Here is a 24,959-nt window from a genome sequence, read left to right as displayed (position 1 = left end):
GCGGGAGTGTTCCTGCGGGGCCATTCGTCTTTTTCAGGCGGCCACCAGGTCCGGTGCGGTGTCGCGGTGGTGGAGGCGCAGGGCCGCGGTGAGGGCGGCTACGGCTAGTGCGCCGAGTGCGACGCTTACCCAGGCGACGCTGGAGAATCCCATTCCCGCGCTGATCGTGGTGCCGCCGAGCCAGGGGCCGACGGTGTTGCCGACGTTGAACGCGGAGGTTGTGCTTGCGCCTACGAGGGTCGAGGTGCCGCCTGCTGCGGCGTAGGCGCGGACGTTGAGTGCCGGGTTGGCGGCGAATCCGGCTGCGCCCAGGATGAGTACGGCGGTTACTGCTACCGGTGGGGTGGTGGCGAAGGCTAGTGCGACGAGGGCGGCGAGGGCGATGCCGAGGCTGCCGTAAAGGGTGGCGAACGGGTACTTGTCGGCTAGTTTGCCGCCTGCGTAAATTCCGATGACTGCGCCGCCGCCGAAGAGGGCGAGGACCACTGGGACACCTGCTTCGGGGAGTCCGGCTACGGAGACCAGCAGGGGTGCCAGGTAACTGAACGTCGCGAAGACCATTGCCTGGAGGAGGGCGATCACGCCCAGGGCTAGCCAGAGGCGGCTGCGGCGGAATACCTGTAGTTCTTCGGTGATCCTCGGTGCTTCGGTTTCCTTGGGGGTGCGGGGGACTGAGAGCAGGACGGCCAGGGCGGCGATGATGGTTAGTGCGGCTACCGCCCAGAATGCGCTGCGCCAGCCTGCGTGTTGTCCCAGCAGGGTGCCTGCGGGGACGCCTATGACGTTCGCGATTGTCAGTCCGCCGACCAGTACTGCTAGCGCTTGTCCGCGGCGGGCTTCCGGGACGAGGTTGACGGTGGTTGCGGCGGCTACTGCCCAGAAACCGGCGCAGGCTACTGCGCTGATGATTCTGGTGGCGAAGAGGAGGGGGTAGCCGTCGGCGATTGCGCCTATGACGTGTGCGGCGCTGAAGACGGCTAGGAGTCCTAGGAGGGTGGTTCGGCGGGGGAGGCGGATTGTGCCTATTGCTAGCAAGGGGGCGCCGATGACCATGCCGATGGCGAAGGCGGAGATCAGGAGGCCTGCGTCTGGGATAGTTACGTTCAGGTCGGAGGCCATTCCGGGGAGGAGGCCGGTGATCATGAACTCGGAGGTGCCCAGGGCGAAGATGCTGAGGCCGAGTACGAAGACGGCTGGGGGCACGGGTGGGCTCTCTTTCTGGAACTTTTAGTACAAAATGTTGATGTATGGGGGCCTCGTCGCCTGGCGGCGACATTGGCCCGGCTTGGTTGCGTGGGGCACCCCGAAGCTGGATTGTGCTGACGGTTCGGGGGTGCTTGTCAAGGCGGGAAAGATGCCTTGACAAGCACCCCCGAACCGCAGATGCGCTTCGTATCGGGGTGCGGGGGAGGGCTGGGTGCCTCGCTAGTTGGGTGCACCGGCTGCGGGTCGGGCTGGGTGCCTAGATAGCGGGTGCATCGGCTGCGGGGTGGTGTGGGTGTCTAGATAACGGGTGCACTGGCTGCGGGGTGGGGCTGGGTGCCTTGATGGTTGGGCTCACCGGCTGCGGGTGGGGCTGGGTGCCTCGCTCGTTGGGCGCACCGGCTGCGGGGGCGGTGTGGGTGCCTCGATTGTTGGGTATTTCGGCTGCGGTTTGGGTGGGGGGTTAGCGCCCCAATGTGGCATTGGGTGCGTCGGATGCACCCAATGTGGCGTTCGGTGCGTGGGATGCACCCAATGCCGCATTGGGGCGCGTCGCGGCGGCTGCGGGTGGGCGGCGGTGGCGGTTAGCGGGTTAGCGGCGGGTGATTGCGCTTGTCGCTAGTTCTGCTACTGAGGTCAGTGCTTCTCGTTCTGCTCCGCGGCGGGACATGGTGCGGATTCCCGAGATGGTGGCGTGGATGAAGTTGGCGATGTCGGTTGCGTCTCTGTCGCGGGTGACGCTGCCGTCTGCTTGGCCGGTGCGGGCGAAGTGGATCAGCGCGGAGAGGTGCGCTTCGGTGTCCGCGTTCACTTGTGCGGCTACCTCTGGATCGGTGGTTCCGAATTCGGAGATGGTGTTCACCATTAGGCAGCCGCGTCTGCCGTTTTCCAGTTCGTCGTCGATGGTCGAGGCGAGCAGCAGGCGGATGGCGCCTAGTCCGTCCGGGGCGTTGTCCAGCAGGGTTTCGCGGAGGCGGATGCCGCGGTGTGAGTAGTGGTCCAGCACGCGGCGGAACAGTTCGTGCTTGCTGGAGAACGTGTTGTAGATGCTGCTGCGGCCTAGTCCGGTCGCGGCGCACAGTTCCTCGGTCGAGGTCGCTTCGTATCCTCGCGCCCAGAAGGCGTTCATTGCGCCTTCGAGTGCTTCGGTTTCGTCGAACTCTCGTGGCCTCGGCATGCCGACCACGCTAACACATTTTGGATAGGCCAGTACATAACCGGGCCGCCGAGGCGTGCGGAGCGCCACAGGGGCAGGATGAGCACCGTGGGTTACGACGCGTTGCTATGGCTTTCGTTCGGGGGTCCGGAGGGGCCCGACGAGGTGATGCCGTTCCTGGAGAACGTCACCCGGGGGCGGGGCGTCCCGCGGGAGCGGCTGCTCGAGGTTGCCGAGCACTACCAGCATTTCGGCGGGGTCTCGCCGATCAACCGGTTGAACCGGGCCGCGATCGCGGCGGTCGAGAAGCAGCTCGCGGCGGAGAACATCGAGCTTCCGGTGCATTTCGGCAACCGCAACTGGGCACCGATGGTCGAGGACACCCTGGCCGGGATGAAGGACGCGGGCGTGCGCCGCGCGCTGGTGTTCCCGACGAGCGCGTACGGCGGCTACTCCGCGTGCCGCCAGTACGACGAGGACATCGAACGAGCCCGCGCCTCCGTCGGGGATGACGCGCCGGAATTGGTGAAGCTGCGCCAGTTCTTCGACCACCCGCTGTTCGTCTCCGCAGTCGCCGACGCGGTCCGCGCCGCCCACGCGAAACTCGGCGACCGCCCCGGCACCCGCACGGTTTTCACCGCCCACTCGATCCCGGAAAGCGCCGACCTTGCCTCCGGCCCGCCCTCCGAAGGCGGCCGCCGCTACTCGAGCCAGATCGCCGAAGCCGCCCGTCTCGTGGCCGCCGAAGCCGGAATCGCCGAGTACGACGTCGTCTGGCAGTCGCGCTCCGGCCCGCCGCAGATCCCGTGGCTGGAACCGGACATCGTCGACCACATCGACGCCCTGCACGCTCAAGGTGTGGAATCCGTAGTGGTCAGCCCGATCGGCTTCGTCGCGGACCACCTGGAAGTAATCTGGGACCTGGACAACGAAGCCGCCGACCGCGCCGCCGAACACGGCATGGCCTTCGCCCGCGCGGCCACTCCCGATGCCGACCCGAGGTTCGCCGAAATGGTGGTCGAGCTGGTCCGCGAACACCTCTCCGACGCCCCCGCCCGGAAGCTTTCCCCGTTCCCGGCCGCAGGCTGCACCGTCAACGGCGCTCCCTGCGCAGTCGCCTGCTGCGAACCCCCGCGCCGCCCCACCCGCTGACCGAGCGTGAGGCCCACCCTCACGGAACCAGATTCCCCCAGGGTGGCCCTCACGACCCACCGCCGGTCGTGAGGGCCACCTTCACGTACCTGGATTCCCTCAAGGACCCCTTCACGGCCCGCTCGCCCTCCCCACGCCCGCTCGGGATGCCGCCCCAATGGGGATTTTTCATCTTGTTGGTGCTGGTTAGGTGGGGTTGACGGGGCTGGTTGTGGTTGTGCTGTAACGGAGTTGCGGGGCGGGCGTGGGCCGGGCGGGAACGCGGCGGAGCCCCCGGATGTTGATCAAGTCGTGACTCGAGAAAAAACGTCCGGGGGCTCCGCTCTCACTGTCTCACAGCAGGTTCTGGCCTCGTATCGCAGCGTGTTGCCGGTGTCGCCGCCCACGATCGCGATGCTGGCCGGGTTGATCGGCCGCCGCCGCCGGGCGATCGGGTCGCGGTGGCGCAAGGCGTCCCCGGCCGAGCAGGCGGTGCTGGTGCTGGCGATGCTGCGCCACGACCAGCGGCTGCTGGACCTGTCCCGCGCCAACGCGGTGTCGGCCGCCACGCTGCGCCGCTGGCTGCTGGAGGCCATCGACCTGCTCGCGGCCCGGGCGCCGCGGCTGGGGCGGGTGCTGCGGCGGCTGGCCGCCCGCGGCGCGGCGGTGGTGCTGGCCGACGGGACCCTGATCCGCACCCGCCGCCGCACCGGCACAGACAATCGCCGCAACTACAGCGGCAAGCACAAACACCACGGCCTCAACGTCCAAGGCCTCACCGACGAACACGGACGGCTGCTGTGGGTCTCGGCCGTGCTGCCGGGCAGGACCGCCGACATCACCGCCGCCCGCCGCCACCGGCTGCGCGACCGCCTCCACGCCCACGGCCTGACCCCCGCCGCGGACAAGGGCTACCAGGGCTGGCACAAAGACGTCCGCGACACCCGCCACTGCCCGGACTGCGGCGGCCCCTGCGCGCAGATCGTGCTCACCCCGTTCAAAGCCGAAACCAACCGGCCGCTCACCGAGCCGCAGAAACAGGCCAACAGCGTGTTCAACGCGATGCGCTGCGCGGTCGAGGGCGGCTTCGCCGCCCTCAAAACCTGGCGCGTCCTCGACAAACTCCGCATCGCACCACGCCACGCCACCACCCTCGTCCGCGCCCTGCTCGTCCTCACCCAGCACGAACAAGCCGTCCGCGACACCGCCCAGCCCACCCCGGCCTGACAACTACCACACCCCGTCAACCCGCCATGAACAGCACAAACCAGGATGAAAAATCCCCAATGCGGCATTGGGTGCGTCCCACGCAACGAACGCCGCATTGGGTGCGTCCCATGCACCGAATGCCACATTGGGTGCGTCCCACGCACCCAATGCCACTTTGGGGCGCTAGCCCCCACCCCAACGAAACCGCCACCGATGCACTCAACTCGAAGTGCACCCACACCACCCCCGCACACCGATACGAAGCTCTCCTGCGGTCTGAGGGTGCTTGTCAAGGCATCTTTCCAGCCTTGACAAGCACCCTCAGACCGTCAGCACAATCAAGCTTCGGGGTGCCCGACGCAACCACCAAGCGATGTCGCCGCCAGGCGACGAGCAGTCAAACCTGCCGATCCCCCTGCTCAGCAAACACCCGCACAGCCTCATTAACGGAAGCAGTCCGCGCCCCCCGAACAGCCTCAGCCAACGGCCGCAACGCCTCAGCCCGTCGATTCACCGCCGAAGCCGACAACGCTCCACCCGGATCATCCGCCTGCGCCACCGCCAAAATCGCCGAAATCTCCTCGGCCCGCTGCAACACCCGCAACGCCCGTCCGGGCGTCCCGGCAGGCCACTCGACCTGAGGCCGAGCCCGCAAATGCGCCGACAACTCAGCCCGAACCCCAGGCCGATCGCTCGCCACATCCAACGCCTGCAACGCCCCGGCACTCGCCCGAATGGCATCCGTCAACCCATGCTCGGCATCCGGCAACGGCTGATACTCCAACGAGACCGGCGCGGGAAGCGAATACACCGTCCACCGCATCAGCCCCTCGGCGATGGGCTCCGGCACCAACCCGAACGCCAGCCCGCCGAGCACCACAGCCTCGCCGCACCGCAACGCCGCGTCAGCAAACGGCCCGCCGCCGCCAAGACCCCGCACATCCCCGGGCACCGGCAGCACCAGCTGCGCACTCACCGCCCCTTGCGCCCGTAGCGCGAGCAGCAGCTGCACGGGAGTAGCCGCCCGATGGAAAGCGAGCGGGAGATCGAACGCGTCGGCGGCAGCGGGATCGGCCGCGACCACGTCGTGGGCCTCGGCCCAGTCCTGCAAGGCGTCGAGGACGTCGTCGGACGCCGCGGCCCCGTTCAGCCACGCGGAGGACCAGACGGCGAGGGTCGCACTGGGTCGGCACACGACCGCTCATTTTACCGGTTCCTCCCGGCTCCGCCGATCCCCGCCCGGCTGGAGCCGCTCCACATCGACGGATGCCGGAACGGTCAGTAGCGTCGAAGGGGTGAACGCTGTTCCCGACGCTCTTCCCCGTACTGCCGGCGAGCTCCGCGCCGCCGGATACGCCCCGCGCCCCATCGCGCGCGAGATCCACGACAACCTGCTCGCCGCGCTGCGCGAGGGCCGCGACGCCTGGCCCGGCATCGTCGGCTTCTCCCGCACCGTGCTGCCCCAGCTCGAACGCGCCCTGCTCGCCGGCCACGACGTCGTCCTGCTCGGCGAGCGCGGCCAGGGCAAGACCCGCCTGCTGCGCACCCTGGCCGGCCTCCTCGACGAGTGGACCCCGGTCATCGAGGGCTCCGAACTGGGCGAGCACCCGCTCGACCCGATCACGCCCGCCTCGATCCGCCGCGCCGCCGAACTCGGCGACGACCTGCCGGTGGCCTGGCGGCACCGCAGCGAGCGCTACACCGAAAAGCTGGCCACGCCGGACACGAGCGTGGGCGACCTGATCGGCGACGTCGACCCCGTGAAGGTCGCCGAGGGCCGCAGCCTCGGCGACCCGGAGACCATCCACTTCGGACTCGTGCCGCGCGCGCACCGCGGCATCGTCGCGATCAACGAGCTGCCCGACCTCGCCGAGCGGATCCAGGTCGCGCTGCTGAACGTGATGGAGGAACGCGACATCCAGGTCCGCGGCTACACGCTGCGGCTGCCGCTGGACGTGCTCCTCGTCGCCACCGCCAACCCCGAGGACTACACCAACCGCGGCCGGATCATCACGCCGCTGAAGGACCGCTTCGGCGCGGAAATCCGCACGCACTACCCGCTGGACGTCGCGTCCGAGGTCGCCGTGGTGCGCCAGGAGGCGAACCTCGTCGCGGAGGTCGGCGAGCCGCTGCTGGAGGTGCTGGCCCGGTTCGTGCGCAACCTGCGCGAGTCGCCGGTGATCGACCAGCGTTCCGGCGTGTCCGCCCGGTTCGCGGTGGCGGCGGCCGAAACCGTCGCGGCGGCCGCGCTGCGCCGGGCCGCGATGACGGGGGAGGACCCGGCGGTCGCGCGGCCGGTCGACCTCGAAGCGGTGCCCGCCGTGCTGCGCGGCAAGGTCGAGTTCGAGCCCGGCGAGGAGGGCCGCGAGGTCGAGCACCTCGTGCACCTGATGCGCCGTGCGATCGCGGAAACCGCCCGCGAACGGTTCGCCGGGCTGGACCTCCGCCCGCTGTCCGACGCGGTGGCGGACGGCCACCTGGTCGCCACCGGCGAGCGCGTCCCCGGCGCGGAAGTCCTTGCCGCGCTGCCGGAACTGCCGGTGCTGCACGAGGTCGCCCAGCGCGCCGGAGTGTCCGCGGACGAACCGGCCGGCCGGATCGCGGCGGCGGTCGAACTGGCCCTGGAGTCGCTGTTCCTCGCCCGCAGGCTGGCGAAGGACTCCGACGACGGCACGACGGTGTACGGCGAATAATGCCGCTCTTACCGGAGGGATATTCCTACGGCCCGTGGCACGACGGGCCGGATCCGCTGGCCCCGCCCGCGGACCTGCGGGACGCGCTGGACGAGATCGGCCGCGAGGTCATGGGCGGCTCGTCCCCGCGTTCGGCGCTGGAGGAATTGCTGCGCCGCGGCACCGAACGCACCGCGGGCCTCGACGAGCTGACCCGGCAGCTGTGGCAGCGCCGTTCGCAGATCCAGCGGCGGCACCGGCTGGACGGCACGCTCCAGGAAGTCCAGCAGCTGCTGCAGGAAGCACTCCAAGCCGAGCGCCGGGAGTTGTTCCCGGACCCCGACGACGAGGCCCGCTTCCGCGAAGCCCAGCTGGACGCGCTGCCGCCCGGCACCGCCGCTGCCGTGCGCGAGCTGAACGAGTACGACTGGCGCTCCGACGAAGCCCGGCAGAAGTACGAGCAGATCCGCGACCTCCTCGGCCGCGAGATGCTCGACGCGCGGTTCCAGGGCATGAAGCAGGCCATGCAGAACGCCGGCCCGCAGGACGTCGAGCGGATCAACCAGATGCTCGGCGACCTCAACGCGCTGATGTCCGCGCACGCACAGGACGCGAGCGACATCGGCGAGCGCTTCGACGAGTTCATGCGGCGGCACGGCGAGTTCTTCCCGGAGAACCCGCAGAACGTCGACGAGCTGATCGACGTGCTGGCCGCCCGCTCCGCCGCCGCGCAACGCATGCTGAACTCGATGTCCGAGGAACAGCGGGCGGAACTGGCCGAGCTGGCACAGCAAGCCTTCGGCGATCCGCGGCTCGCGCAGCAACTGTCCGCTTTGGACTCCCAGTTGCGTGCGCTGCGGCCGGGGGAGGACTGGACGTCGTCCTCGCGCTTCCGCGGCCAGGACCCGCTGGGGCTCGGCGAAGGCGCGCAGGCCATGGCCGACCTGGCGGAGCTGGACGCTCTCGCCGAGCAACTGGGCCAGTCGTATCCCGGCGCGCGCCTGGAGGACATCGACCTGGAAGCGCTGGAGCGCCAACTCGGTCCGGACGCGGGCGTCGACGCGCGCCGACTGTCCGAATTGGAGCGAGAACTGCGTCAGCAGGGCCTGTTCGAGCGCGCCGCGGACGGCACCTTGCGATTGTCTCCCAAGGCATTGCGCCGATTGGGTGAGACTGCACTGTCCGATGTGGTCAATTCGCTGCGCGGCAAAACCGGGGAGCGCGAGACCGAATCCGCGGGGGCGGCAGGGGAACCGACCGGTTCGAGCCGTCCCTGGCGATTCGGTGACATGCAACCCTGGGATGTCCCGCGCACCGTGCGCAACGCGGTGCTGCGCTCCACCGCGGTCGGTGCGGGGAGTGTTCGCCTCGATGTCGAGGACGTCGAAGTCATCGAGACCGAACACCGCTCGCGAGCCGCGGTCGCGCTGCTGGTCGACACGTCGTGGTCGATGGTCCAGGAGGGCCGCTGGCTGCCGATGAAACGCACCGCGCTGGCGCTGCACCAGCTGATCAGCACGAGATTCCGCAACGACGCCCTGCAGCTGATCACCTTCGGCCGCTACGCGATGCCCGTGGAACTGCCGGAACTGGTCGGTCTGGAAGGCACCTGGGAACAAGGCACCAACGCACACCACGCGCTGCTGCTGGCCGGACGGCACCTGCGTCGGCACCCGGATGCGCAGCCGGTGGTCCTCATGGTCACCGACGGAGAACCCACCGCGCACCTGGAACCCGATGGAGAGGCGGAATTCTCCTACCCGCCCGAACCGGCGACGATCTACAAGACACTGTCCGAAGTGGACCGGATTGCCAAACTGGGCGCGTCGGTCACCGTCTTCCGGCTGGGCGACGACCCGCGCCTGGAAGCGTTCGTGGACACCATCGCCCGCCGCTCCGGCGGCCGGGTCGTGGCCCCCGACCTGGACGGCCTGGGCGCGGCGGTAGTGGGCGACTACCTCCGTACCCGTCGCCGCTGACCCGTTCCGTGAAGGTCCGTGAAGGGCTCCTTGAGGGAATCAGATTCCCTGAAGGAGTCCTTCACGGGCTTCAGCGGCGGTGCACCATGATCCGTGCGCCGTCGCCGGGTACGAGAGTGATGTGCCGGGTTTTGACCCGCTCCGGCCGGGGATTGGCCGCGCTGACCCGGTACCGCGCGAACAGCTCCCGCAGCACGATCGTCGCCTCCAGCAGCGAAAAACCGGCCCCGAGGCAGCGTCGTGCGCCGCCGCCGAAGGGGAACCAGCTGCCTGCGGGCGGGCCGCTGCCGAGGAAGCGCGTCGGGTCGAACACCTCGGGCGACGGATGGTGCGCCGCGTCCGCGTGGATCATCGAAATCGACGGCAGCACCATGTGCCCGGCCGGAACCGTGTAGGGCCCGACCTGGACGTCCTTCGTGAGCTTCCGCGAAACCTCGGAGATGATCGGCCGCAGCCGCATCGCCTCCTTCGCCACCGCTTCCAGGTACTTCTCGTCGCCCTCGCGCGCGGCGCGGGCGGTGGTCGCGGCGGTGACCGGATCCCGGGCCAGCTCGTGCAGCGCCCAGGCCAGCGCGGTCGCCGTGGTCTCGTGCCCGGCCAGCAGCAACGTGATCAGCTGGTCGCGCAACTCGAGGTCGCTGAGCTGATCCTCCCCGGGCACGGTCAGCAGCCGGGACAGCACATCGGTCCGCTCCGCCAGATCCGGTGCGGCGCGCCGCTCGGCGATCTCCGCGTACAGCAGCTCGTCGACCCGTTCCTGCCGCTCCCGGTTCCGCCGCCACGGCCCGAACTTCTGCAACGCCGGGCTGTGCCACCCGAAGAGATCCAGCGCGCTGATGTCGATGACCTGCTCCAGCGCCACGCGCAACTCCGCCAGTCGCGGTCCGTCGGTCACGCCGAAAACGACCCGCAGGATCACTTCCAGCGTCAGCGCCCGCATCCGGTCGTGCACCCGGAACGCCCGGCCCTGCGGCCACCGTTCCAGCTCCGCGACCGTCAGCTCGGTGACCATGTCCCGGTACCCGCGCATCGCCGCGCCGTTGAACGCGGGCATCAGCAGCTTCCGCGCCCTGCGGTGCTCCTCCTCGTCGGTGAGCAGCACCGAATGCCCGCCCAGCATGGGTTTGAGCACCATGTTGCCCTCGCCGGCGTGGAACGTCTCGACCGGACCGGCGAAGATCTCGCGGACCAGGTCGAGGTCGCCGACCAGCACCACCGAACGCTCCGGATACAGCTTCAGCCGCACGACGTCTCCGTAGCGCCGTCGCAGCACCGGCAGCAGGGAGTTGCGGAAAGCGCCGAAAAGGAGGGTTTGCACCGCCATCGGCAGCCGGGGACCGGGCGGGAGAGCGGAACGGGCGCGGATCGGCGTGCGCAGAGCCATGCTTCGTTCGTACTCGCGCCGGAGCGCGGTGTCCACCAGACTTGACCCTCACGCGACGTGAGGCGTGATCGTGGTTCTCGCAAGGGCCATTCGGCCGAAGAAACGACAGGGGAGAGCGATGGGCTACCGGGTGGGCGAGGCGGCCGCGCTGGCCGGCGTCACCGTGCGCACGCTGCACCATTACGACGAGATCGGGCTGCTGTCGCCGAGCGGGCGGACGACGTCCGGCTACCGGCGCTACGACGAGGCCGATCTCGACCGGCTGCAGCGGATCCTGCTCTACCGGGAGCTCGGCCTTCCCCTGGAGACGATCGCGTCCGTGCTCGCGGATCCGGGAACCGACGCCGACGCCCACCTGAAACGGCAGCGGGAGCTGCTGGTGGGGCAGGCGGACCGGATCGAGCGCATGGTCGCGGCCGTCGATCGATTGCTGGAGGCGAGAGCCATGGGCAACGCGTTGACGCCCGAGGAGAAGTTCGAAGTGTTCGGCGGGTTCCAGGTGCCGGACGGCTACTCGGAGGAGGCCGTCCGGCGCTGGGGGAGCTGTCCGGAGTGGCAGCAGTCGCAGCTGCCGGAGACCAAGGAGCAGTGGACTGAGGCGGAGCGGCAGCGGAAGGACTGGGTGAGCCGCCTGGTCGCGCTGGTCGACAAGGGCGAGCCCGCGGACAGCCCGGCGGCTGGCCAGCTTGCCGAAGAGCACCGGGCGATGCTGTCCGCGGTGATGGGGGAGTGCGGGTACGAGATGCAGCAGAAGATCGCGGACCTGTACGCGGACGAGCCCGCGCAGCTGGCCTTCCTGGTCCGGGAGGACGAGCAGCGGCCCGGCATCGGGGCGTACGTGCGCGACGCCGTCCGGGCGAACGCCGTCCGGCAGCGAGCCTGACCGTACCGGTGGGAGGGACACGCGGCTGTCCCTCCCACCGGGTGGGAAAGCGGACGGACGTCACGCTTACAGTCGGAGGCATGCAGACTTGGTCATCCGTCGCCGTGCCCCGGCTGCCCGGCACGCCCCGTCCCCTCCGGCTTCACGACACCGCGACCGGGCAGGTCCGCCCGACGGCACCCGGAGCCGCCGCCCGGATGTACGTCTGCGGCATCACTCCCTACGACGCCACCCACCTCGGCCACGCCGCCACCTACCTCGCGTTCGACCTGGTCAACCGGGTGTGGCGGGACAACGGGCACGAGGTGCACTACGTCCAGAACGTCACCGACATCGACGAGCCGCTGCTCGAGCGCGCGGAACGCGATTCGGACGACTGGATCGTGCTCGGCATGCGCGAAACGGCGCTGTTCCGCGAGGACATGGAGGCCCTGCGGGTGCTGCCGCCGCGCCAGTTCGTCGGCGCGGTCGAGGCGATCCCGGAGATCGTCGAGGTCATCGCGAAGCTGCTCGCCGACGGCAGCGCCTACCGCGCGGACGACGCCGAGTTCCCGGACGTCTACTTCGACCACAACGCGACCGGCCGGTTCGGCTACGAGTCGAACTACGACGCCGAGACCATGGCGAAGTTCTTCGCCGAGCGCGGCGGCGACCCGGACCGTCCCGGCAAGCGGCACCCGCTGGACGCGCTGCTGTGGCGCGTCGCGCGCGAGGGCGAGCCGTCGTGGGAGTCGGAGCTGGGCGCCGGACGGCCGGGCTGGCACATCGAATGCAGCGCGATCGCGGTGAACCGCCTCGGGCTCGGTTTCGACGTGCAGGGCGGCGGGTCCGACCTGATCTTCCCGCACCACGAGTACAGCGCCGCGCACGCCGAGGCCGTCGCCGCCGACCACCCGTTCGCCCGGCACTACGTGCACGCCGGGATGATCGGGCTCGACGGCGAGAAGATGTCGAAGTCCCGCGGCAACCTGGTCTTCGTGTCGCGGCTGCGCGCCGACGGCGTCGACCCGGCGGCGATCCGGTTGGCGCTGTTCGCCGGCCACTACCGCGAGGACCGGGCGTGGACCGACCAGCTGCTGGTCGACGCGCAGGAACGGCTGGCCCGCTGGCGCGAAGCCGTCGCGCTGCCGGCCGGACCGGACGCGGAGGACACCGTGGCGCGGCTGCGCGACCACCTCTCCGACGACCTGAACACGCCGAAGGCCCTCACGGCGATCGACGCGTGGGTCACGTCGGCGCTGCGCCGCGACGGCACCGACCAGGCCGCCCCGGGCCTGATCAAGGAGGCCGTGGACGCGTTGCTGGGCATCGTGCTCTGAGCTTCCCGGGACCGGGCAGTGGCCGGAACACGCTTCCGGCCACTGCCCGCTGTTCTAACTGTATAACGACCTATACATCCTGGCGTTGGCCGTCCGCCAGCGCCAGGTGGTCGCCCTCCCAGCGGCGGCGCAACCACCGATCATGCGAAGCCAGGACGACCGCACCCGGCGCGCTGTCGAGCGCTTCGGACAGCTCCTCGGCCAGGCTGAGCGACAGGTGGTTGGTCGGCTCGTCCAGCAACAGCACGTCCGGCGGCTCCGCGAGCAGCACCGCCAGCGCCAGCCGGCGCCGCTGACCCACCGAAAGCTCGCCGACCGGCCGGTCGTGTTCCCTCGGCGGCAGCAACCCGAGCGTGGACAGCGAAGGTGCCGTTTCGCCGGCCGCTGCGCGGTACACCTCCTGAGCGGTCCGCTTCGGCCGAGCGAACGTGACGTCCTGCTCCAGCAACCCCACTCGCACGCCGGGTCCGAAGTGGACAGTCCCGGCCGACGGCGTGAGCTGGCCGGCCAGCACCGACAGCAGCGTGGATTTGCCCACTCCGTTGCCGCCGGTCACGAGAAGCCGCGCGCTGCGGTCCACGTCCAGCTCGTCCAGCTCCACCCGGCCCGGAACCGCGATACCTCGCACCGACACCGCCGGCCCTTCGCCGCCGGTGTCCGCGGTGAGCGTGGCCCGGAACCGCAGCGGCGCGGGCGGTTTGCGGACCTGCTCGCGCTCCAGGGTGTCGAGCTTGAGCTGAGCATTGCGGACCCGGCGGGAAATCTGTTTCTGCACGCGACCGGTCTTGAAGTCGTAGAGCATCTTCGCGTTGTCCCGCGGCGCCCGGTTGTGCGCGACGCGGCGCGCGGTGCCGTGCACGGATTCCCGCAGCTGCTTGAGTTCCTCCTGTTCTTCGGTGAACCGCTGTTCCCAGCGGGCCCGCTCGGCCTTTTTCTGGCCGAGGTAGTCGGTGTAGCTGCCGCCGTAGCGCGTCGCGCCGCCGACGCGGCGGTCCGCCGGAACCGGGTCCAGGTCCACGATGTCCGTGCAGACCGCGTCGAGGAACACGCGGTCGTGCGAGGACAGCACGACTACGCCGGTCAGCTCCGCGAGGTGGCGCTCGAGGAATTCCATGGCGTTGTCGTCGAGGTGGTTGGTCGGTTCGTCGAGCAGCAGGATGCGCGGCCGCCGCACCAGCAGCGCGGCCAGCCCGAGCCGCGACCGCTGGCCGCCGGACAGCGTGTGCAGCCGCCGGTCGTGCCTGATGTCGCCGAGTCCGAGCCCGGCGAGGACGAGGTCCGCGCGCCGGTCCGCGTCCCACAGGTCGTGGGCCTGCGCCCATTCCAGGACGTGGCCGTACTCGCTGAGCACCTCCGGGTCGTCGGGGCGCTCGGCGAGCACCGCGGCGAGCTTGTCGAGCGTCGCCGCGGCGGTCCGGATCTCGGCGAGCGCCTCGTCGAGGACGTCGGAAACTCGTGCGGTGCCGTCGAACGGCAGCTCCTGGAAGAGGAAGCCGAGGTCGCCGTGCCGCACGACGTCGCCGCCGCGGGGGACTTCAAGTCCGGCGAGCAGCCGGAGCAAGGTTGATTTCCCGACGCCGTTTTCGCCGACGAGACCGATCCGCCTCCCGGGCGACGCGACGAGCGAAACGCCGTTGAGGACAGTGCGGGCGCCGTAGCCGAAAACGAGGTCGGAGGCGTGCAGGACAGTAGACATGAGCGATCACCGGGCCTTTGCGGTGGAAGCGAAATCCCCGACGGGCAACGCGCGGCTTCCCGGGAGCGGGGCTCGACCGGGAGCGGCCTCGATGCGGGGAGGGCTCGGCTCAGCTGTCCATGATGGGCGGGAGCTTAACGCGGGGGCGGCGGGGGAGCGCAACCGGTTTTTCGGGCGATCGGTTCTCGCTGGTCAGGATTCTCGCGGCGGCAAGGCCGGATGGCCGGTGGGGTAGATGCCGACCGCGAAGCCGTAGGTGGTGTCCCCGGACCGGGGCAGCCGGTCGAACTCTTCGACGAGCTCGGCCATCCGGTCCCAGAACTGCGAGGCCTGGTCCGGGGAGATGCGTGCCCGCCGGATGAAGCCCCACAGCTTTCCCGCCTCGAACGCCTCGGCGGATTCGCGGGCCGCCACCTCGAAGTCGTTGAAATCCCTCGCGTTCCCCATGGCCGGCCCCGGCTCGACGAAGAACATGCGCGCGGTGCGGCCGTAGAACCGTTCCTCGACGGCGCGGACCCGGCGCGTGCGAACGACCTTGAGCAGGCCGTTGACCTCGAGCACGTGCACGTGGTGCGCGACCGTGCTCTTGGGGCGGCGCACCGCCGCCGCAAGCTCGCTCACGGTCGCGGCTCGCTCGTGCAGCAACTGCAGGATCGAGGTGCGCAACGGGTGCCCGAGCGCCTTGACCTGCGCGGGTTCGGTCAACGCCAGCCGATCGGCGAGTGCGTAGTCGGGCGGGTTGTTCGCCATGGCTGAACAGACTAGCGTTGCCGAACGTTCCACATAATTGGTTCGTTCACTGAGGGGATTTCCGGCATGGCCGAAATCGTGCTGTACCACCACATCCAGGGCTTGACCGACGGCGTGCGCGGGTTCGCCGACGAACTGCGCCGGGACGGGCACACCGTCCACACTCCCGATCTGTTCGGGGGCCGGACGTTCGCCAGCATCGAAGACGGCTTCGCCTTCGCCCGGGAGACCGGCTTCGAGCAGGTGCGGGAACGCGGGATCGCCGAGGCGGAGGCGCTGGGACAGGACCTCGTGTACGCCGGGTTCTCCTTCGGCGTCACCGTCGCGCAGCGCCTCGCGCAGACCCGGCCGGGAGCGCGCGGCGCGCTGTTCTTCGACTCCTGCCTGCCGGTCAAGGAGTTCGGGACGGCGTGGCCGGAGGGGGTTCCGGTGCAGATCCACGGCAAGGAGAACGACGAGTTCTTCGAGGAGGACCTGCCGTCCGCCCGCGAGCTCGTCAGCTCCGCCGAGAACGCGGAGTTGTTCGTCTACCCCGGCGACCAGCACCTTTTCGCCGACTCCTCGCTGGCCGCCTACGACCCCGAGGCAGCCGGTCTGCTCCTGGAGCGCGTGCGCTCGTTCCTCGTCTCGCTCTAGCCGGGCGGCTTGACGCGGGGGCAGCCGCCTGCAACTCTGAAAGAATCGTTTCGAAAGAAACCCTTCAGAGTTAGGCGGGCCGATGACCGAACTGCCCCCGCGCAAGCGGATCGACGACGTCGAGCTGCTGCGGGCCCTCGCGCACCCGCTGCGGTCCGCGCTGGTGCACCACCTGATGGCGGTCGGCCCGTCGACCGCCAGCGAGTGCGCGGACGCGGTCGGCTCGACGGCGTCGAACTGCAGCTGGCATCTGCGCAAGCTGGCCGAGCACGGCCTGGTCGAGCGAGCCGAGGGCGGCGACGGGCGGGAGCGGCCGTGGCGGGCCTGCCAGGTCGGGCTGGTGCTCGGCAGCCCGGACGGCGATCCGGCGCTGGAAGCGGCGCAGCTGGCGGTCGCGGGAACTGAGCTGGCCGAGGAACAGGAGCTGACCCAGCGGTACCTCGACACGGTCGAGCGGCTTGATGAGGACTGGCGCGAGGCGGGCGGCTTCTTCTCGTACGGCCTGAAAGCGACACCCGAGGAAGTCGGCGCGCTGACGAAGGCGATCGACGACCTGGTCCGGCCGTACGTCAGCACGATCCGCGAGGACGCGCCCGCCGACGCCCGTGCGGTCTTCCTCGGGATGCGTGCCTTCCGCCGGATCGGGCACGACGGGAAACCGGCGTGAGACGGCTGCTGGCGGCACCGGGATTCGCCCGGCTCTGGGTCTCCGCGTTCTTCGGCGAGACCGCCGAGTGGATGCTGCAGGTCGCGCTGCCGGTGTACCTGTTCGTCCGCACCGGGTCCGCGGTCACGACGGCGTTGAGCATCGTGCTCGGCCTGCTGCCCGCGGTGCTGCTGAGCCCGGTCGCGGGGATCGTCGCCGACCGGTGGGACCGCCGGGTCGTGCTGGCGACGGTGTGCGTCGGGCAGGCGGTCGTGGTGCTGCCGCTGCTGGCGAGTTCCGAGCTGCCGGTCGCGGCGGTCTACGCGGTGATGGCGGCACAAGCGGGGCTGGCGTCGGTGTTCGAACCGGCGCGCAGTGCGCTGGTGCCGGAGCTGGTCGGCGTCGAGGACGTCACCCCGGCGAACGGGCTGATGAGCGTGAACGGCAGCGTCGCGCGGCTCGCGGGCGGCTGGGCCGGGGGAGCGCTGCTGGGCTGGGGCGGACTGGACCGCGTGATCATCGGCTACCTCGTCGCGCTCGCGGCCGCGGGGATGCTGCTCGCGTTCCCCTTCCGCCGGGCGGCGGTGCGCAAGACCGCGCCCGAGCAGACGGATTGGCTCGCGGGCGTCCGCGATCTGGCGGGAAAGCGGCTTCGCGCGACGAGTGTGTCGGCGCTGCTGACCTCGCTCGCGCAGGGCATGTTCCTGGTGCTGTTCGTGGTGTTCGTGCTCGACATCCTGCGCGGCAGCGAGGCCGACGCCGGGCTGTTGCGCGGCGTGCAGGCGATCGGCGGCCTGGCCGCCGGGTTCGCGGTGGCGACGCTGGCGCACCGGGTCGCGCCGGTGCTGCTGCAGGGCTGGGGGCTGGTCGCGGCGGGGCTGATGTCGGCGGCGATCTGGAATCTGCCGGGCGCGACCACGGTCCTCGGGGTGTACGTCGGGCTGTTCATGGTGGCCGGGGCCGGGCTGCTGTCGCACGTGCAGGCGGAGACCGGCCCGGATCGCGCGGGACGGGTGCTGAGCACGGTGTACGCGCTGATGGCGGCGGGCACGGCGGCCGGTTCTCTGCTGGCCGGCGCGCTCGTCGCGGTGACCGGGCCGACAGTGCTGCTGAACGTGCAGGCAGGCCTCCACGTGAGCGCCGGGCTGGTCGTTCTGGGGTGGGGGAATGGGCGGTTCCGGCGCTCCCGGGCGCGGAAAGTCGTTACGGTGGACGAGTGCCGTCTCTCTTCGCCACCAGCGACCTCCACGTGACCCACGAGGGCAACGGCCCGATCGTCGACGAGGTCGTGCCCGACGATCCCGGCGACTGGCTGCTCGTCGCCGGCGACGTCGCCGAGTCCGCCAAGGTCATCCGCGAGACGCTCGCCAGGCTGCGCGAGCGGTTCGCGAAGGTCGTGTGGGTCCCCGGCAACCACGAACTGTGGACCACGCCGAATGACGCGTGCCAGCTGCGCGGCCAGGCTCGGTACGAATTCCTCGTGGAGCAGTGCCGCGAGATCGACGTCCTCACGCCCGAGGACGAGTTCCCGGTGTGGGACTTCGGCCCGGAACCGCTGACCATCGCGCCGCTGTTCGTGTTCTACGACTACAGCTGGCGCACTCCGGCGACCGAGGGCAAGACCCGCGAAGAAGCGCTCGCGCACGCCCGCGAAATCGGCGTCGTGTGCACTGACGAGTACTACCTGCATCCGGACCCGTACGAGTCGCGCGCGGCCTGGTGCGAGCAGCGCCTGAAGGTGAGCCGCGACCGGCTGGACGCGATCCCGGCCGACCACCGCACGATCCTGATGTCGCACTGGCCGCTGCACCGGCACCCGACGAATCCGTTGTACTACCCCGATTTCGCGCTCTGGTGCGGCACCACGCAGACCGAGGACTGGCACCTGCGCTACCGGGCCGAGCTGGCCGTCTACGGGCACCTGCACATCCCGCGCACGACGTCCGCCGACGGCGTGCGGTTCGAGGAAGTCTCGCTCGGCTATCCGCGCGAGTGGCGGAAGCGGGAGCGCGGCGCGGTTCCGGTGCGCAAGCTGCTCACCGCCTGAGCGCGACCGGCCTGCCCGCGCAGACCGGTCGCACCCTTCGGCGGATCAGTCGAACGAGAGCCGGCAGGCCGTCGCCGCGACCTGCGCCGGAACGTAGGCGCGGCGCAGGACCCAGTAGCAGTCCTCGAACGTGGCGGCGTCGCACGCATCGTGCGCGAGCCAGGGCTCCACGTCGTATTCGCCCACCGCGTAGTCCATGCACGCGCCGAAATCATCCGCCTTCACCGGCGAAACCGGTGCCGCCGACGCTGTCGCCGCCGACGCGGTGATCGCGCCCGCCGCGAGCACCGCCGCCGCTAGTGCCTTGCCGAACATTTCCCGTTCCTCCTGGTCCGCGCGACGTCGCTCGCGCCAGGCCAGTCAACGAGACGGGCGCGCCGCGGCACCAGAGCAGCGCGGCGCGATCAGTCGGCGGCGCAGGCGCTGTCATTCGGGCGAGCGGCGCGGATGACGTTCCGTAGTTCGGCAATCACGGTGCGTTCCCTCGGCGGTGCGCGAGGGACACCCGGTCCCGAGACGGGGTCAGCGGAGGCCGAACCCGCCGTCCTGTCCGGGACGGCGCCGCCGCAGGTAGCGCTCGAACTCGGCGGCGATCTTGTCGCCCGAGACCTCTTCCATGGTGAAGTCGGTCTCGGCGTCGCCGCGTTCCTCGAGGCTGCGCACGTACTCGCTGATTTCCTCGTCCTCGTCGGCCATCTCGCTGACCGTCTGCTGCCATTCCTCGGCCTGCTCCGGCAGCGCGCCCAGCGGGATCTCGACGTCGAGGACGTCCTCCAGCTTGTGCAGCAGCGCCAGCGTGGCCTTCGGCGACGGCGGGTGCGAGACGTAGTGCGGGACCGCGGCCCAGATCGACACCGCCGGGATGCCCGCCTGCACGCAGTAGTCCTGGAGGATCCCGACGATCCCGGTCGGGCCCTGATAGTTGTTCACCTCGAGCCGGTATTTGCTCGCGGTGTCCTTGTCGTAGGCCGACCCGGTGACCGGGACCGGGCGGGTGTGCGCCGTGTCGGCCAGCAGGGCGCCGAGCGCGACCACCATCGACACGTCCAGTTCCTGGACGTGCTCGACGATCTCCGCGCAGAACTTGCGCCAGCGCATGTTCGGCTCCGGGCCCTGCACCAGCACCAGGTCGCGGTCGAAGCCCTCGGGACGGCACACCGACAACCGGGTGGTCGGCCATTCGACCCGCCGGGTGATGCCGTCGACCATCTTCACCGTGGGGCGGCTGACCTGGAAGTCGTAGTAGTCGTCCGGCTCGATCTCGGCCAGCGGCGTCGCGTCCCAGGAAAGCTGGAGGTGTTCGATCGCCTGGCTGGCCGCGTCGCCCGCGTCGTTCCAGCCCTCGAAGGCCAGGATCATGATCGGGCGCGGGGCATCGGCGCGGTCCTGCTCCGGGTCGCCGGGCCGCGGGGTGTCGTCGACAGGCTCACTCACCTGACCAGCCTACGGCCTCGGCCACCTACGCTGCGCAGTGTGTCCGGCCCCGCGTGTCACGGAACGGGTGTGGCCCCGCTCACGGCGGCCCGCGTGGGACGCTGGAGGGGAGCGTGCCCCGCCGGGGCGCCGCACCGGACAAGGAGAAACTGTGACTGCACCGTCCTCTTCGGACGGATTGGCGGCTGTCCTCTGGGACATGGACGGCACCCTCGTCGATTCCGAGAAACTGTGGGACGTCGCGCTGTACGAGGCCGCCGAGGCGCTCGGCGGCACGCTGTCGGAGGAAGTCCGGATGACGCTCGTGGGGTCCAACATGGACGCCACCGCCACCGTGCTGCTGGAGCAGACCGGCCGCCCGGTCACCCCGGAAGCGGTCGCGGAAACGGGGGAGTGGATCCGCCGCCGCACCGCCGGACTGTTCGACGACGCGCTGCCCTGGCGTCCGGGCGCGCGCGAGGCGCTGGCCGCGGTCCGCGCGGCCGGGCTCAAGTCCGCGCTGGTCACCTCCACCGAACGGGCGCTGACCGAGCTCGCGCTCGACACGATCGGGCGGGATTTCTTCGACGTCACGGTCTGCGGCGACGAGGTCGACGGCGAGAACAAACCCCTCCCGCGGCCGTACCTGAAGGCCGCCGAACTGCTCGGCGTGGCGCCGGAGCGGTGCGTCGCGGTCGAGGACTCGCCGCCGGGCGCCGAATCGGCCGAAACCGCAGGCTGCACCGTGCTCGTCGTGCCCAACGACGTCGACGTCCCGGACGGTCCGCGCCGGGTGTTCCGCACGTCGCTGGCCGGCGTCGGCGTGCCCGAACTGGCCGCGCTGCTGCCCCAGCTGTGACCTCAGCGGCTTCCGGGTCACCCGGAGCGGCGCGGACGAGCGCGGGATGAAAGGATTCGGCCCCGTGAAGACCTTCGATGAGCTGTTCGCGGAGCTTGCCGAGCGCGCGCGTACCCGTCCCGACGGGTCCGGCACCGTCGCCGCACTGGACGCCGGGGTGCACGCACAGGGCAAGAAGGTGCTCGAAGAGGCGGGCGAGGTGTGGATCGCCGCCGAGCACGAGTCCGACGACCGGCTGTCGGAAGAGATCTCGCAGCTGCTGTACCGGGTGCAGGTGCTCATGCTCGGCCGGGGAATCTCGACCGAGGACGTGTACCGCTACCTGTGACGCGCTCGCGCACCGGAGACCGAGGAGAGACCGAAATGCTGCGTGTTGCCGTGCCGAACAAGGGAGCCCTCGCCGCCGCTTCGGCGGAGATGCTTTCCGAGGCGGGCTACCGCAAGCGACATGACGGCAAGGACCTGACCGTCCTCGACCCGGTCAACGAGGTCGAGTTCTTCTTCCTCCGCCCGAAGGACATCGCCATCTACGTCGGGTCCGGCGAGCTCGACCTCGGCATCACCGGCCGCGACCTCGCGCTCGATTCGGGCGCGCCGGTCGAGGAGGTGCTCGCGCTCGGGTTCGGCGCCTCGACCTTCCGCTACGCCGCTCCCGCCGGACGGGACTGGAAACCGGCCGACCTGCACGGAAAGCGGCTCGCGACGTCGTACCCGCGGCTGGTCCGCGACGACCTCGCCCGCCACGGCGTCGAGGCCGAGGTCATCCGGCTCGACGGCGCGGTGGAGATCTCGATCCAGCTCGGGGTCGCGGACGCGATCGCGGACGTGGTCGAGTCCGGGCGGTCGCTGCGGCAGCACAATCTCGTCGCGTTCGGGGAGCCGATCTGCGCGTCCGAGGCGGTCTTGCTGCAGCGGGCGGGGAGCGAAGGATCCCGGGCGAAGTCGCAGCTCGCGGCCCGGCTGCAGGGCGTCGTTTTCGCGCAGCACTACATGATGCTCGACTACGACTGCCCGCGCGACATCCTCGACCAGGCCATTTCGATCACGCCGGGACTGGAGTCGCCGACGGTCGCGCCGCTGGCGGACGAGAAGTGGGTCGCGGTGCGGGCGATGGTGCCGCGCAAGGAAGTCAACCGGATCATGGACGAGCTGGCCGAAACCGGCGCGAAAGCCGTGCTGGCGTCCGACATCCGCTCCTGCCGGTTGTAGGAAACTGCTTGAGCAGAGGGCGTCTTCTCTTCGGAGGGGACGCCCTCTGTCGCATGTGGATGGTGGTCAGCGCGGGCGGTTCGGGCGCTTCGGCATCAGGTCGTACAGCCTCTTGCGCGCGCCGTTGTCGTTGACGTTGCGGGCGACGGCGACCTCGGAGATGAAGTCCTCGAAGACGAACTCGTCGTCAGCGGGAACCTCGGTGGGGCCCGGGTTTTGCGCCAGGTAGCTGTCCAAGGTCTCGGCGATTTCCCGGAACGACACCGCTTGGATGGTTTCCGGGGCGAACGTCGTGACCGGGACGCCGTGCGCCGCGGCCTCGTTCATCACGACGCCCAGCGGGACGTGCGAGAGCATCGGGACGCCGAAGGAGTACATCTCCTGGAGCGCGGCCGCGGCGTAGTGCGAGATCGGGCGGCGGTACAGGCCCGGCACGATGCCGAACCACGAGATCGGGGCGCGGCCGGTGGTCTGCTCCACGTAGCGGACCTGTTCCGACAGCAGGCGCAGCGCCCGGATGCTCGTCTTGTCCGGCTGGACCGGCACCAGGATCCCGTGCGACGCCGCCAGCGCGTTGTTCGTCAGCACGTCCTGGGCCGGCGGGCAGTCGATGATCACGTGGTCGTAGTGCGCGAACTGGATCACCCGCGCCAGCTGCCAGCCGGGCACCCGGAACTGGTCCAGCCTGCGGATCAGGTCGAACATCCCCGGCGACGTCGGGATCACGTCGAACGCGCCGCCGCGGCCCAGGTTGCTGCGCGGATGCGGCACCGCCAGCTGCTCGATCGGGCCCTTCCACAGCTTGGTCAGCGCCTTCGCCAGGCTCGGCGCGTCCGCCGGGACCTCGTCCATGCCGAGCATCTCGGTCGTCGCGTGCCCCTGCGGGTCGAGGTCGACGAGCAGCACCCGCCTGCCGCGTTCGGCGAGGGCCGCCGCCGCGCCCACGCTCAGCGAGGTTTTGCCCACCCCGCCCTTCTGGTTGACCACCGAGGTGATCTGCATGCCGGAGCGCTCCCTTGTCGGTCGTTCCGCGAAGGCTATCGGACTTGCCCGCCGCGGCGCGCTCATCCGCCCCCGGCCTGTCGCGGACGCACCAGCAAAGCCTGCGCGCCGGTGCCGACCGGACCGGAACGATCGTGCAGCGTACTGCTCGCGGTGCCGATCCCGTGCGGCCCGACCAGCGTGACCGCGTCCAGCCCGATCCACTCGCCCTCGGGGATCCGGCGCAGGTGCACGGTGAGTTCCGAGTTGATGAACCACCACTTCGCGGCCGGCAGGAAATGCGACACCCCGTTGCCGGAGTCGGCGATGGCGAACAACCGCTGCAGCCCCGTCGGTTCCTCGCCGTCTACCAGCGGATACCGCTGCCGCGCCCACACCGCGGCCGGGCCCGGCGCGGAGATCGAGCCGCGCACCGCACGCCATTCGATCGCGTGCAGGTAACCGCCCTCCCAGTCGTCCGGGAAAGCCGCCTCGCTGCCCGCGTCGGCCGCGGGCAGCAGCGGACCGCCGTCGGTGGCGATCTCGGCGGTGTCGGACGTCGCGATCCGCCACCCCGACGCCCGCGCGACCGTCCGGCCGTTCGCGGACAGCTCGGACTGGACCAATTCGACCGTCCGGCCCGGCCGTTCGACCCACGACCGCTGCTCCAGTTCGCCCACCGGAGCCGGACCGAGGATTTCCACCGTGACCCGGGCCAGCTGCGCCGGATGCGGCGACTCCAGCCGCTCGAGCCCGCGCACCAGCAGCGCCGACGGCGGCCCGAAATGCTGCGCGCCGGGACTCCACGGGCCGGTGGTGTGCTCGGTCGCCTCGTACCGCTCGCCGCCGAGCGGGAGGAAGAACGCGTCGCCCATCAGTCGGCCCGGTCCAATACCGTCTCCTCGCCCGGATCCGGCTCCGGCCAGCCCGGATACTCCGGCGGCGTCCCGCCGAACTCCGGGCAATGCGCCTGGTGGTCGCACCACGAGCACAGCCTGCCCTTGTTCGGCCGGAAATCGCCGGTCTTGCCCGCCTTCAGGATCGCCTGCCAGATCGCCTCCAGCGTGCGCTCGAACCGGACCAGCTCGGCCTCGTCCGGCGTATAGGCCAGCGACTGGCCGTCGGTCAGGTACATCAGCTTCAGCTGCCGCGGGACGACCCCGCGCAACCGCCACAGCACCAGCGCGTAGAACTTCATCTGGAAGAGTGCTTTGGCCTCGCCGATTTCGCGAGGAGCGGCGCCGGTTTTGTAGTCCACGACCCGGATCTCGCCGGTCGGCGCGACGTCCACCCGGTCGATGTACCCGCGCAGCAGCACCCCCGAACCCAGCTCGATCTCCACGTGCAGCTCGCACGCCTCCGGCTCCAGCCTGCGCGGATCTTCCAGCTCGAAATACGAATCAAGCAGCTTTTCGGCCGAGGCCAGCCACTTGTCGGTCTCCCCGGGTTCGCCGTCCGCGAACAGCTCCGTCCACTCCGGACTGTCGCTGGACAGCTCCGTCCAAGTCGGCGCGAGCAGCTCCTTCGCCCGCGGCGCGACGCGTTCGGCGGCGGGCAGCGCGAAAAGCCGCTCCAGGACCGCGTGGACGAGCGTGCCGCGCAGCTGCGCCCGGGTGGGCACCTCCGGCAGCCGATCGACCGCGCGGAACCGGTAGAGCAGCGGGCACTGCTTGAAGTCGCTCGCCCGGGACGGCGACAACGCGGGCCGCCTGCGGGCAGGCGCGTCGGAACCGGGAGGGGTGGTGACCGTAGCGGTGTCGGACATGGGGCAGAGCGTAACCCTGGG

General features: G+C 70.3%; 24 protein-coding genes. 13 read left to right on the top strand and 11 right to left on the bottom strand.

Annotated elements, in window-relative coordinates:
- Positions 1-33: 33 nt before the first annotated feature.
- Together DMP23_RS18350 and DMP23_RS18345 are read right to left on the bottom strand one after the other, a co-directional pair.
- Positions 34-1,203, bottom strand: a complete 1,170-nt coding sequence (locus tag DMP23_RS18350; RefSeq protein ID WP_337821825.1) for a Cmx/CmrA family chloramphenicol efflux MFS transporter — start codon at positions 1,201-1,203, stop codon at positions 34-36.
- 592 nt (positions 1,204-1,795) lie between these two features.
- On the bottom strand, positions 1,796-2,380 hold the full coding sequence (locus DMP23_RS18345; protein ID WP_337821824.1) for a TetR/AcrR family transcriptional regulator: 585 nt from the start codon (positions 2,378-2,380) through the stop codon (positions 1,796-1,798).
- An 87-nt stretch (positions 2,381-2,467) separates the two neighbouring features.
- Here DMP23_RS18345 and DMP23_RS18340 point away from each other — a divergent pair, with 87 nt between their 5' ends.
- On the top strand, positions 2,468-3,511 hold the full coding sequence (locus DMP23_RS18340; protein WP_337824409.1) for a ferrochelatase: 1,044 nt from the start codon (positions 2,468-2,470) through the stop codon (positions 3,509-3,511).
- 372 nt (positions 3,512-3,883) lie between these two features.
- Positions 3,884-4,717, top strand: coding sequence for a transposase family protein (locus DMP23_RS18335; RefSeq protein WP_337820148.1), 834 nt, complete (start codon positions 3,884-3,886; stop codon positions 4,715-4,717).
- Positions 4,718-5,096: 379 nt separating this feature from the next.
- Here the strand turns inward: DMP23_RS18335 and DMP23_RS18330 are convergent, their stop codons facing one another.
- Positions 5,097-5,894 (bottom strand): hypothetical protein, encoded by a 798-nt coding sequence (locus DMP23_RS18330; protein ID WP_037806511.1) that lies wholly within the window; start codon positions 5,892-5,894, stop codon positions 5,097-5,099.
- A 100-nt stretch (positions 5,895-5,994) separates the two neighbouring features.
- On the opposite strand from DMP23_RS18330, the gene DMP23_RS18325 reads away from it, so the two are divergent.
- Complete coding sequence (locus DMP23_RS18325) at positions 5,995-7,392, top strand: ATP-binding protein (protein ID WP_337821823.1); 1,398 nt, start codon at positions 5,995-5,997, stop codon at positions 7,390-7,392.
- Positions 7,392-9,350, top strand: a complete 1,959-nt coding sequence (locus DMP23_RS18320; protein WP_337821822.1) for a VWA domain-containing protein — start codon at positions 7,392-7,394, stop codon at positions 9,348-9,350. Before DMP23_RS18325 ends, DMP23_RS18320 begins: the two co-directional genes overlap by 1 nt.
- Positions 9,351-9,420: 70 nt before the next feature.
- Here DMP23_RS18320 and DMP23_RS18315 read toward each other — a convergent pair whose 3' ends face one another.
- On the bottom strand, positions 9,421-10,734 hold the full coding sequence (locus DMP23_RS18315; protein ID WP_336158873.1) for a cytochrome P450: 1,314 nt from the start codon (positions 10,732-10,734) through the stop codon (positions 9,421-9,423).
- 118 nt (positions 10,735-10,852) lie between these two features.
- Here DMP23_RS18315 and DMP23_RS18310 point away from each other — a divergent pair, with 118 nt between their 5' ends.
- Together DMP23_RS18310 and mshC are read left to right on the top strand one after the other, a co-directional pair.
- On the top strand, positions 10,853-11,617 hold the full coding sequence (locus tag DMP23_RS18310; protein ID WP_337821821.1) for a MerR family transcriptional regulator: 765 nt from the start codon (positions 10,853-10,855) through the stop codon (positions 11,615-11,617).
- An 80-nt stretch (positions 11,618-11,697) separates the two neighbouring features.
- A complete protein-coding gene (gene mshC, locus DMP23_RS18305; protein WP_037806506.1) occupies positions 11,698-12,936 on the top strand; it encodes a cysteine--1-D-myo-inosityl 2-amino-2-deoxy-alpha-D-glucopyranoside ligase in 1,239 nt (412 codons plus the stop codon).
- A 70-nt stretch (positions 12,937-13,006) separates the two neighbouring features.
- Here mshC and DMP23_RS18300 read toward each other — a convergent pair whose 3' ends face one another.
- Both DMP23_RS18300 and DMP23_RS18295 read right to left on the bottom strand, forming a co-directional pair.
- A complete protein-coding gene (locus tag DMP23_RS18300) occupies positions 13,007-14,632 on the bottom strand; it encodes an ABC-F family ATP-binding cassette domain-containing protein (RefSeq protein WP_337821820.1) in 1,626 nt (541 codons plus the stop codon).
- A gap of 192 nt (positions 14,633-14,824) precedes the next feature.
- Positions 14,825-15,382, bottom strand: a complete 558-nt coding sequence (locus DMP23_RS18295; RefSeq protein ID WP_134734505.1) for an ArsR/SmtB family transcription factor — start codon at positions 15,380-15,382, stop codon at positions 14,825-14,827.
- 66 nt (positions 15,383-15,448) lie between these two features.
- Here DMP23_RS18295 and DMP23_RS18290 point away from each other — a divergent pair, with 66 nt between their 5' ends.
- The 4 genes from DMP23_RS18290 to DMP23_RS18275 all read left to right on the top strand — a co-directional run bounded on the left by DMP23_RS18290 (position 15,449) and on the right by DMP23_RS18275 (position 18,711).
- A complete protein-coding gene (locus tag DMP23_RS18290; RefSeq protein WP_337821819.1) occupies positions 15,449-16,018 on the top strand; it encodes a dienelactone hydrolase family protein in 570 nt (189 codons plus the stop codon).
- A gap of 82 nt (positions 16,019-16,100) precedes the next feature.
- Positions 16,101-16,685, top strand: a complete 585-nt coding sequence (locus tag DMP23_RS18285) for an ArsR/SmtB family transcription factor (RefSeq protein ID WP_238606606.1) — start codon at positions 16,101-16,103, stop codon at positions 16,683-16,685.
- Entirely contained in the window at positions 16,682-17,917 is a 1,236-nt protein-coding gene (locus DMP23_RS18280) for an MFS transporter (protein ID WP_337821818.1), read from the top strand. The genes DMP23_RS18285 and DMP23_RS18280 overlap by 4 nt, the downstream gene beginning before the upstream one ends.
- Positions 17,881-18,711: a metallophosphoesterase family protein gene (locus DMP23_RS18275; protein ID WP_337821817.1), complete on the top strand. Its 831-nt coding sequence runs from the start codon at positions 17,881-17,883 to the stop codon at positions 18,709-18,711. The genes DMP23_RS18280 and DMP23_RS18275 overlap by 37 nt, the downstream gene beginning before the upstream one ends.
- Positions 18,712-18,756: 45 nt before the next feature.
- On the opposite strand, the gene DMP23_RS18270 is transcribed toward DMP23_RS18275, so the two are convergent.
- Entirely contained in the window at positions 18,757-19,026 is a 270-nt protein-coding gene (locus DMP23_RS18270) for a hypothetical protein (RefSeq protein ID WP_134734502.1), read from the bottom strand.
- Positions 19,027-19,233: 207 nt separating this feature from the next.
- Positions 19,234-20,145, bottom strand: a complete 912-nt coding sequence (locus DMP23_RS18265) for a PAC2 family protein (RefSeq protein ID WP_037806497.1) — start codon at positions 20,143-20,145, stop codon at positions 19,234-19,236.
- A gap of 151 nt (positions 20,146-20,296) precedes the next feature.
- On the opposite strand from DMP23_RS18265, the gene DMP23_RS18260 reads away from it, so the two are divergent.
- The 3 genes from DMP23_RS18260 to hisG all read left to right on the top strand — a co-directional run bounded on the left by DMP23_RS18260 (position 20,297) and on the right by hisG (position 22,192).
- A complete protein-coding gene (locus tag DMP23_RS18260; protein WP_337821816.1) occupies positions 20,297-20,983 on the top strand; it encodes an HAD family hydrolase in 687 nt (228 codons plus the stop codon).
- Positions 20,984-21,047: 64 nt separating this feature from the next.
- Entirely contained in the window at positions 21,048-21,311 is a 264-nt protein-coding gene (locus tag DMP23_RS18255; RefSeq protein WP_027927607.1) for a phosphoribosyl-ATP diphosphatase, read from the top strand.
- 35 nt (positions 21,312-21,346) lie between these two features.
- Complete coding sequence (hisG, locus tag DMP23_RS18250) at positions 21,347-22,192, top strand: ATP phosphoribosyltransferase (protein WP_037806495.1); 846 nt, start codon at positions 21,347-21,349, stop codon at positions 22,190-22,192.
- Between the two features lie 66 nt (positions 22,193-22,258).
- Here hisG and DMP23_RS18245 read toward each other — a convergent pair whose 3' ends face one another.
- From DMP23_RS18245 to DMP23_RS18235, 3 genes are all read right to left on the bottom strand, one after another.
- Positions 22,259-23,194 (bottom strand): ParA family protein, encoded by a 936-nt coding sequence (locus DMP23_RS18245; protein WP_037806492.1) that lies wholly within the window; start codon positions 23,192-23,194, stop codon positions 22,259-22,261.
- Between the two features lie 62 nt (positions 23,195-23,256).
- Complete coding sequence (locus tag DMP23_RS18240) at positions 23,257-24,048, bottom strand: thioesterase family protein (RefSeq protein ID WP_037806490.1); 792 nt, start codon at positions 24,046-24,048, stop codon at positions 23,257-23,259.
- Positions 24,048-24,938, bottom strand: a complete 891-nt coding sequence (locus DMP23_RS18235) for a RecB family exonuclease (RefSeq protein ID WP_037806489.1) — start codon at positions 24,936-24,938, stop codon at positions 24,048-24,050. Before DMP23_RS18235 ends, DMP23_RS18240 begins: the two co-directional genes overlap by 1 nt.
- Positions 24,939-24,959: the final 21 nt, after the last annotated feature.

Source organism: Amycolatopsis sp. A1MSW2902, assembly GCF_017312175.1.
GTDB classification, from domain to species: Bacteria; Actinomycetota; Actinomycetes; order Mycobacteriales; family Pseudonocardiaceae; genus Amycolatopsis; species Amycolatopsis nivea.
The sequence above is the reverse complement of the archived record's forward strand: the minus strand, read 5'-3'. Positions and strand labels throughout refer to the sequence as shown.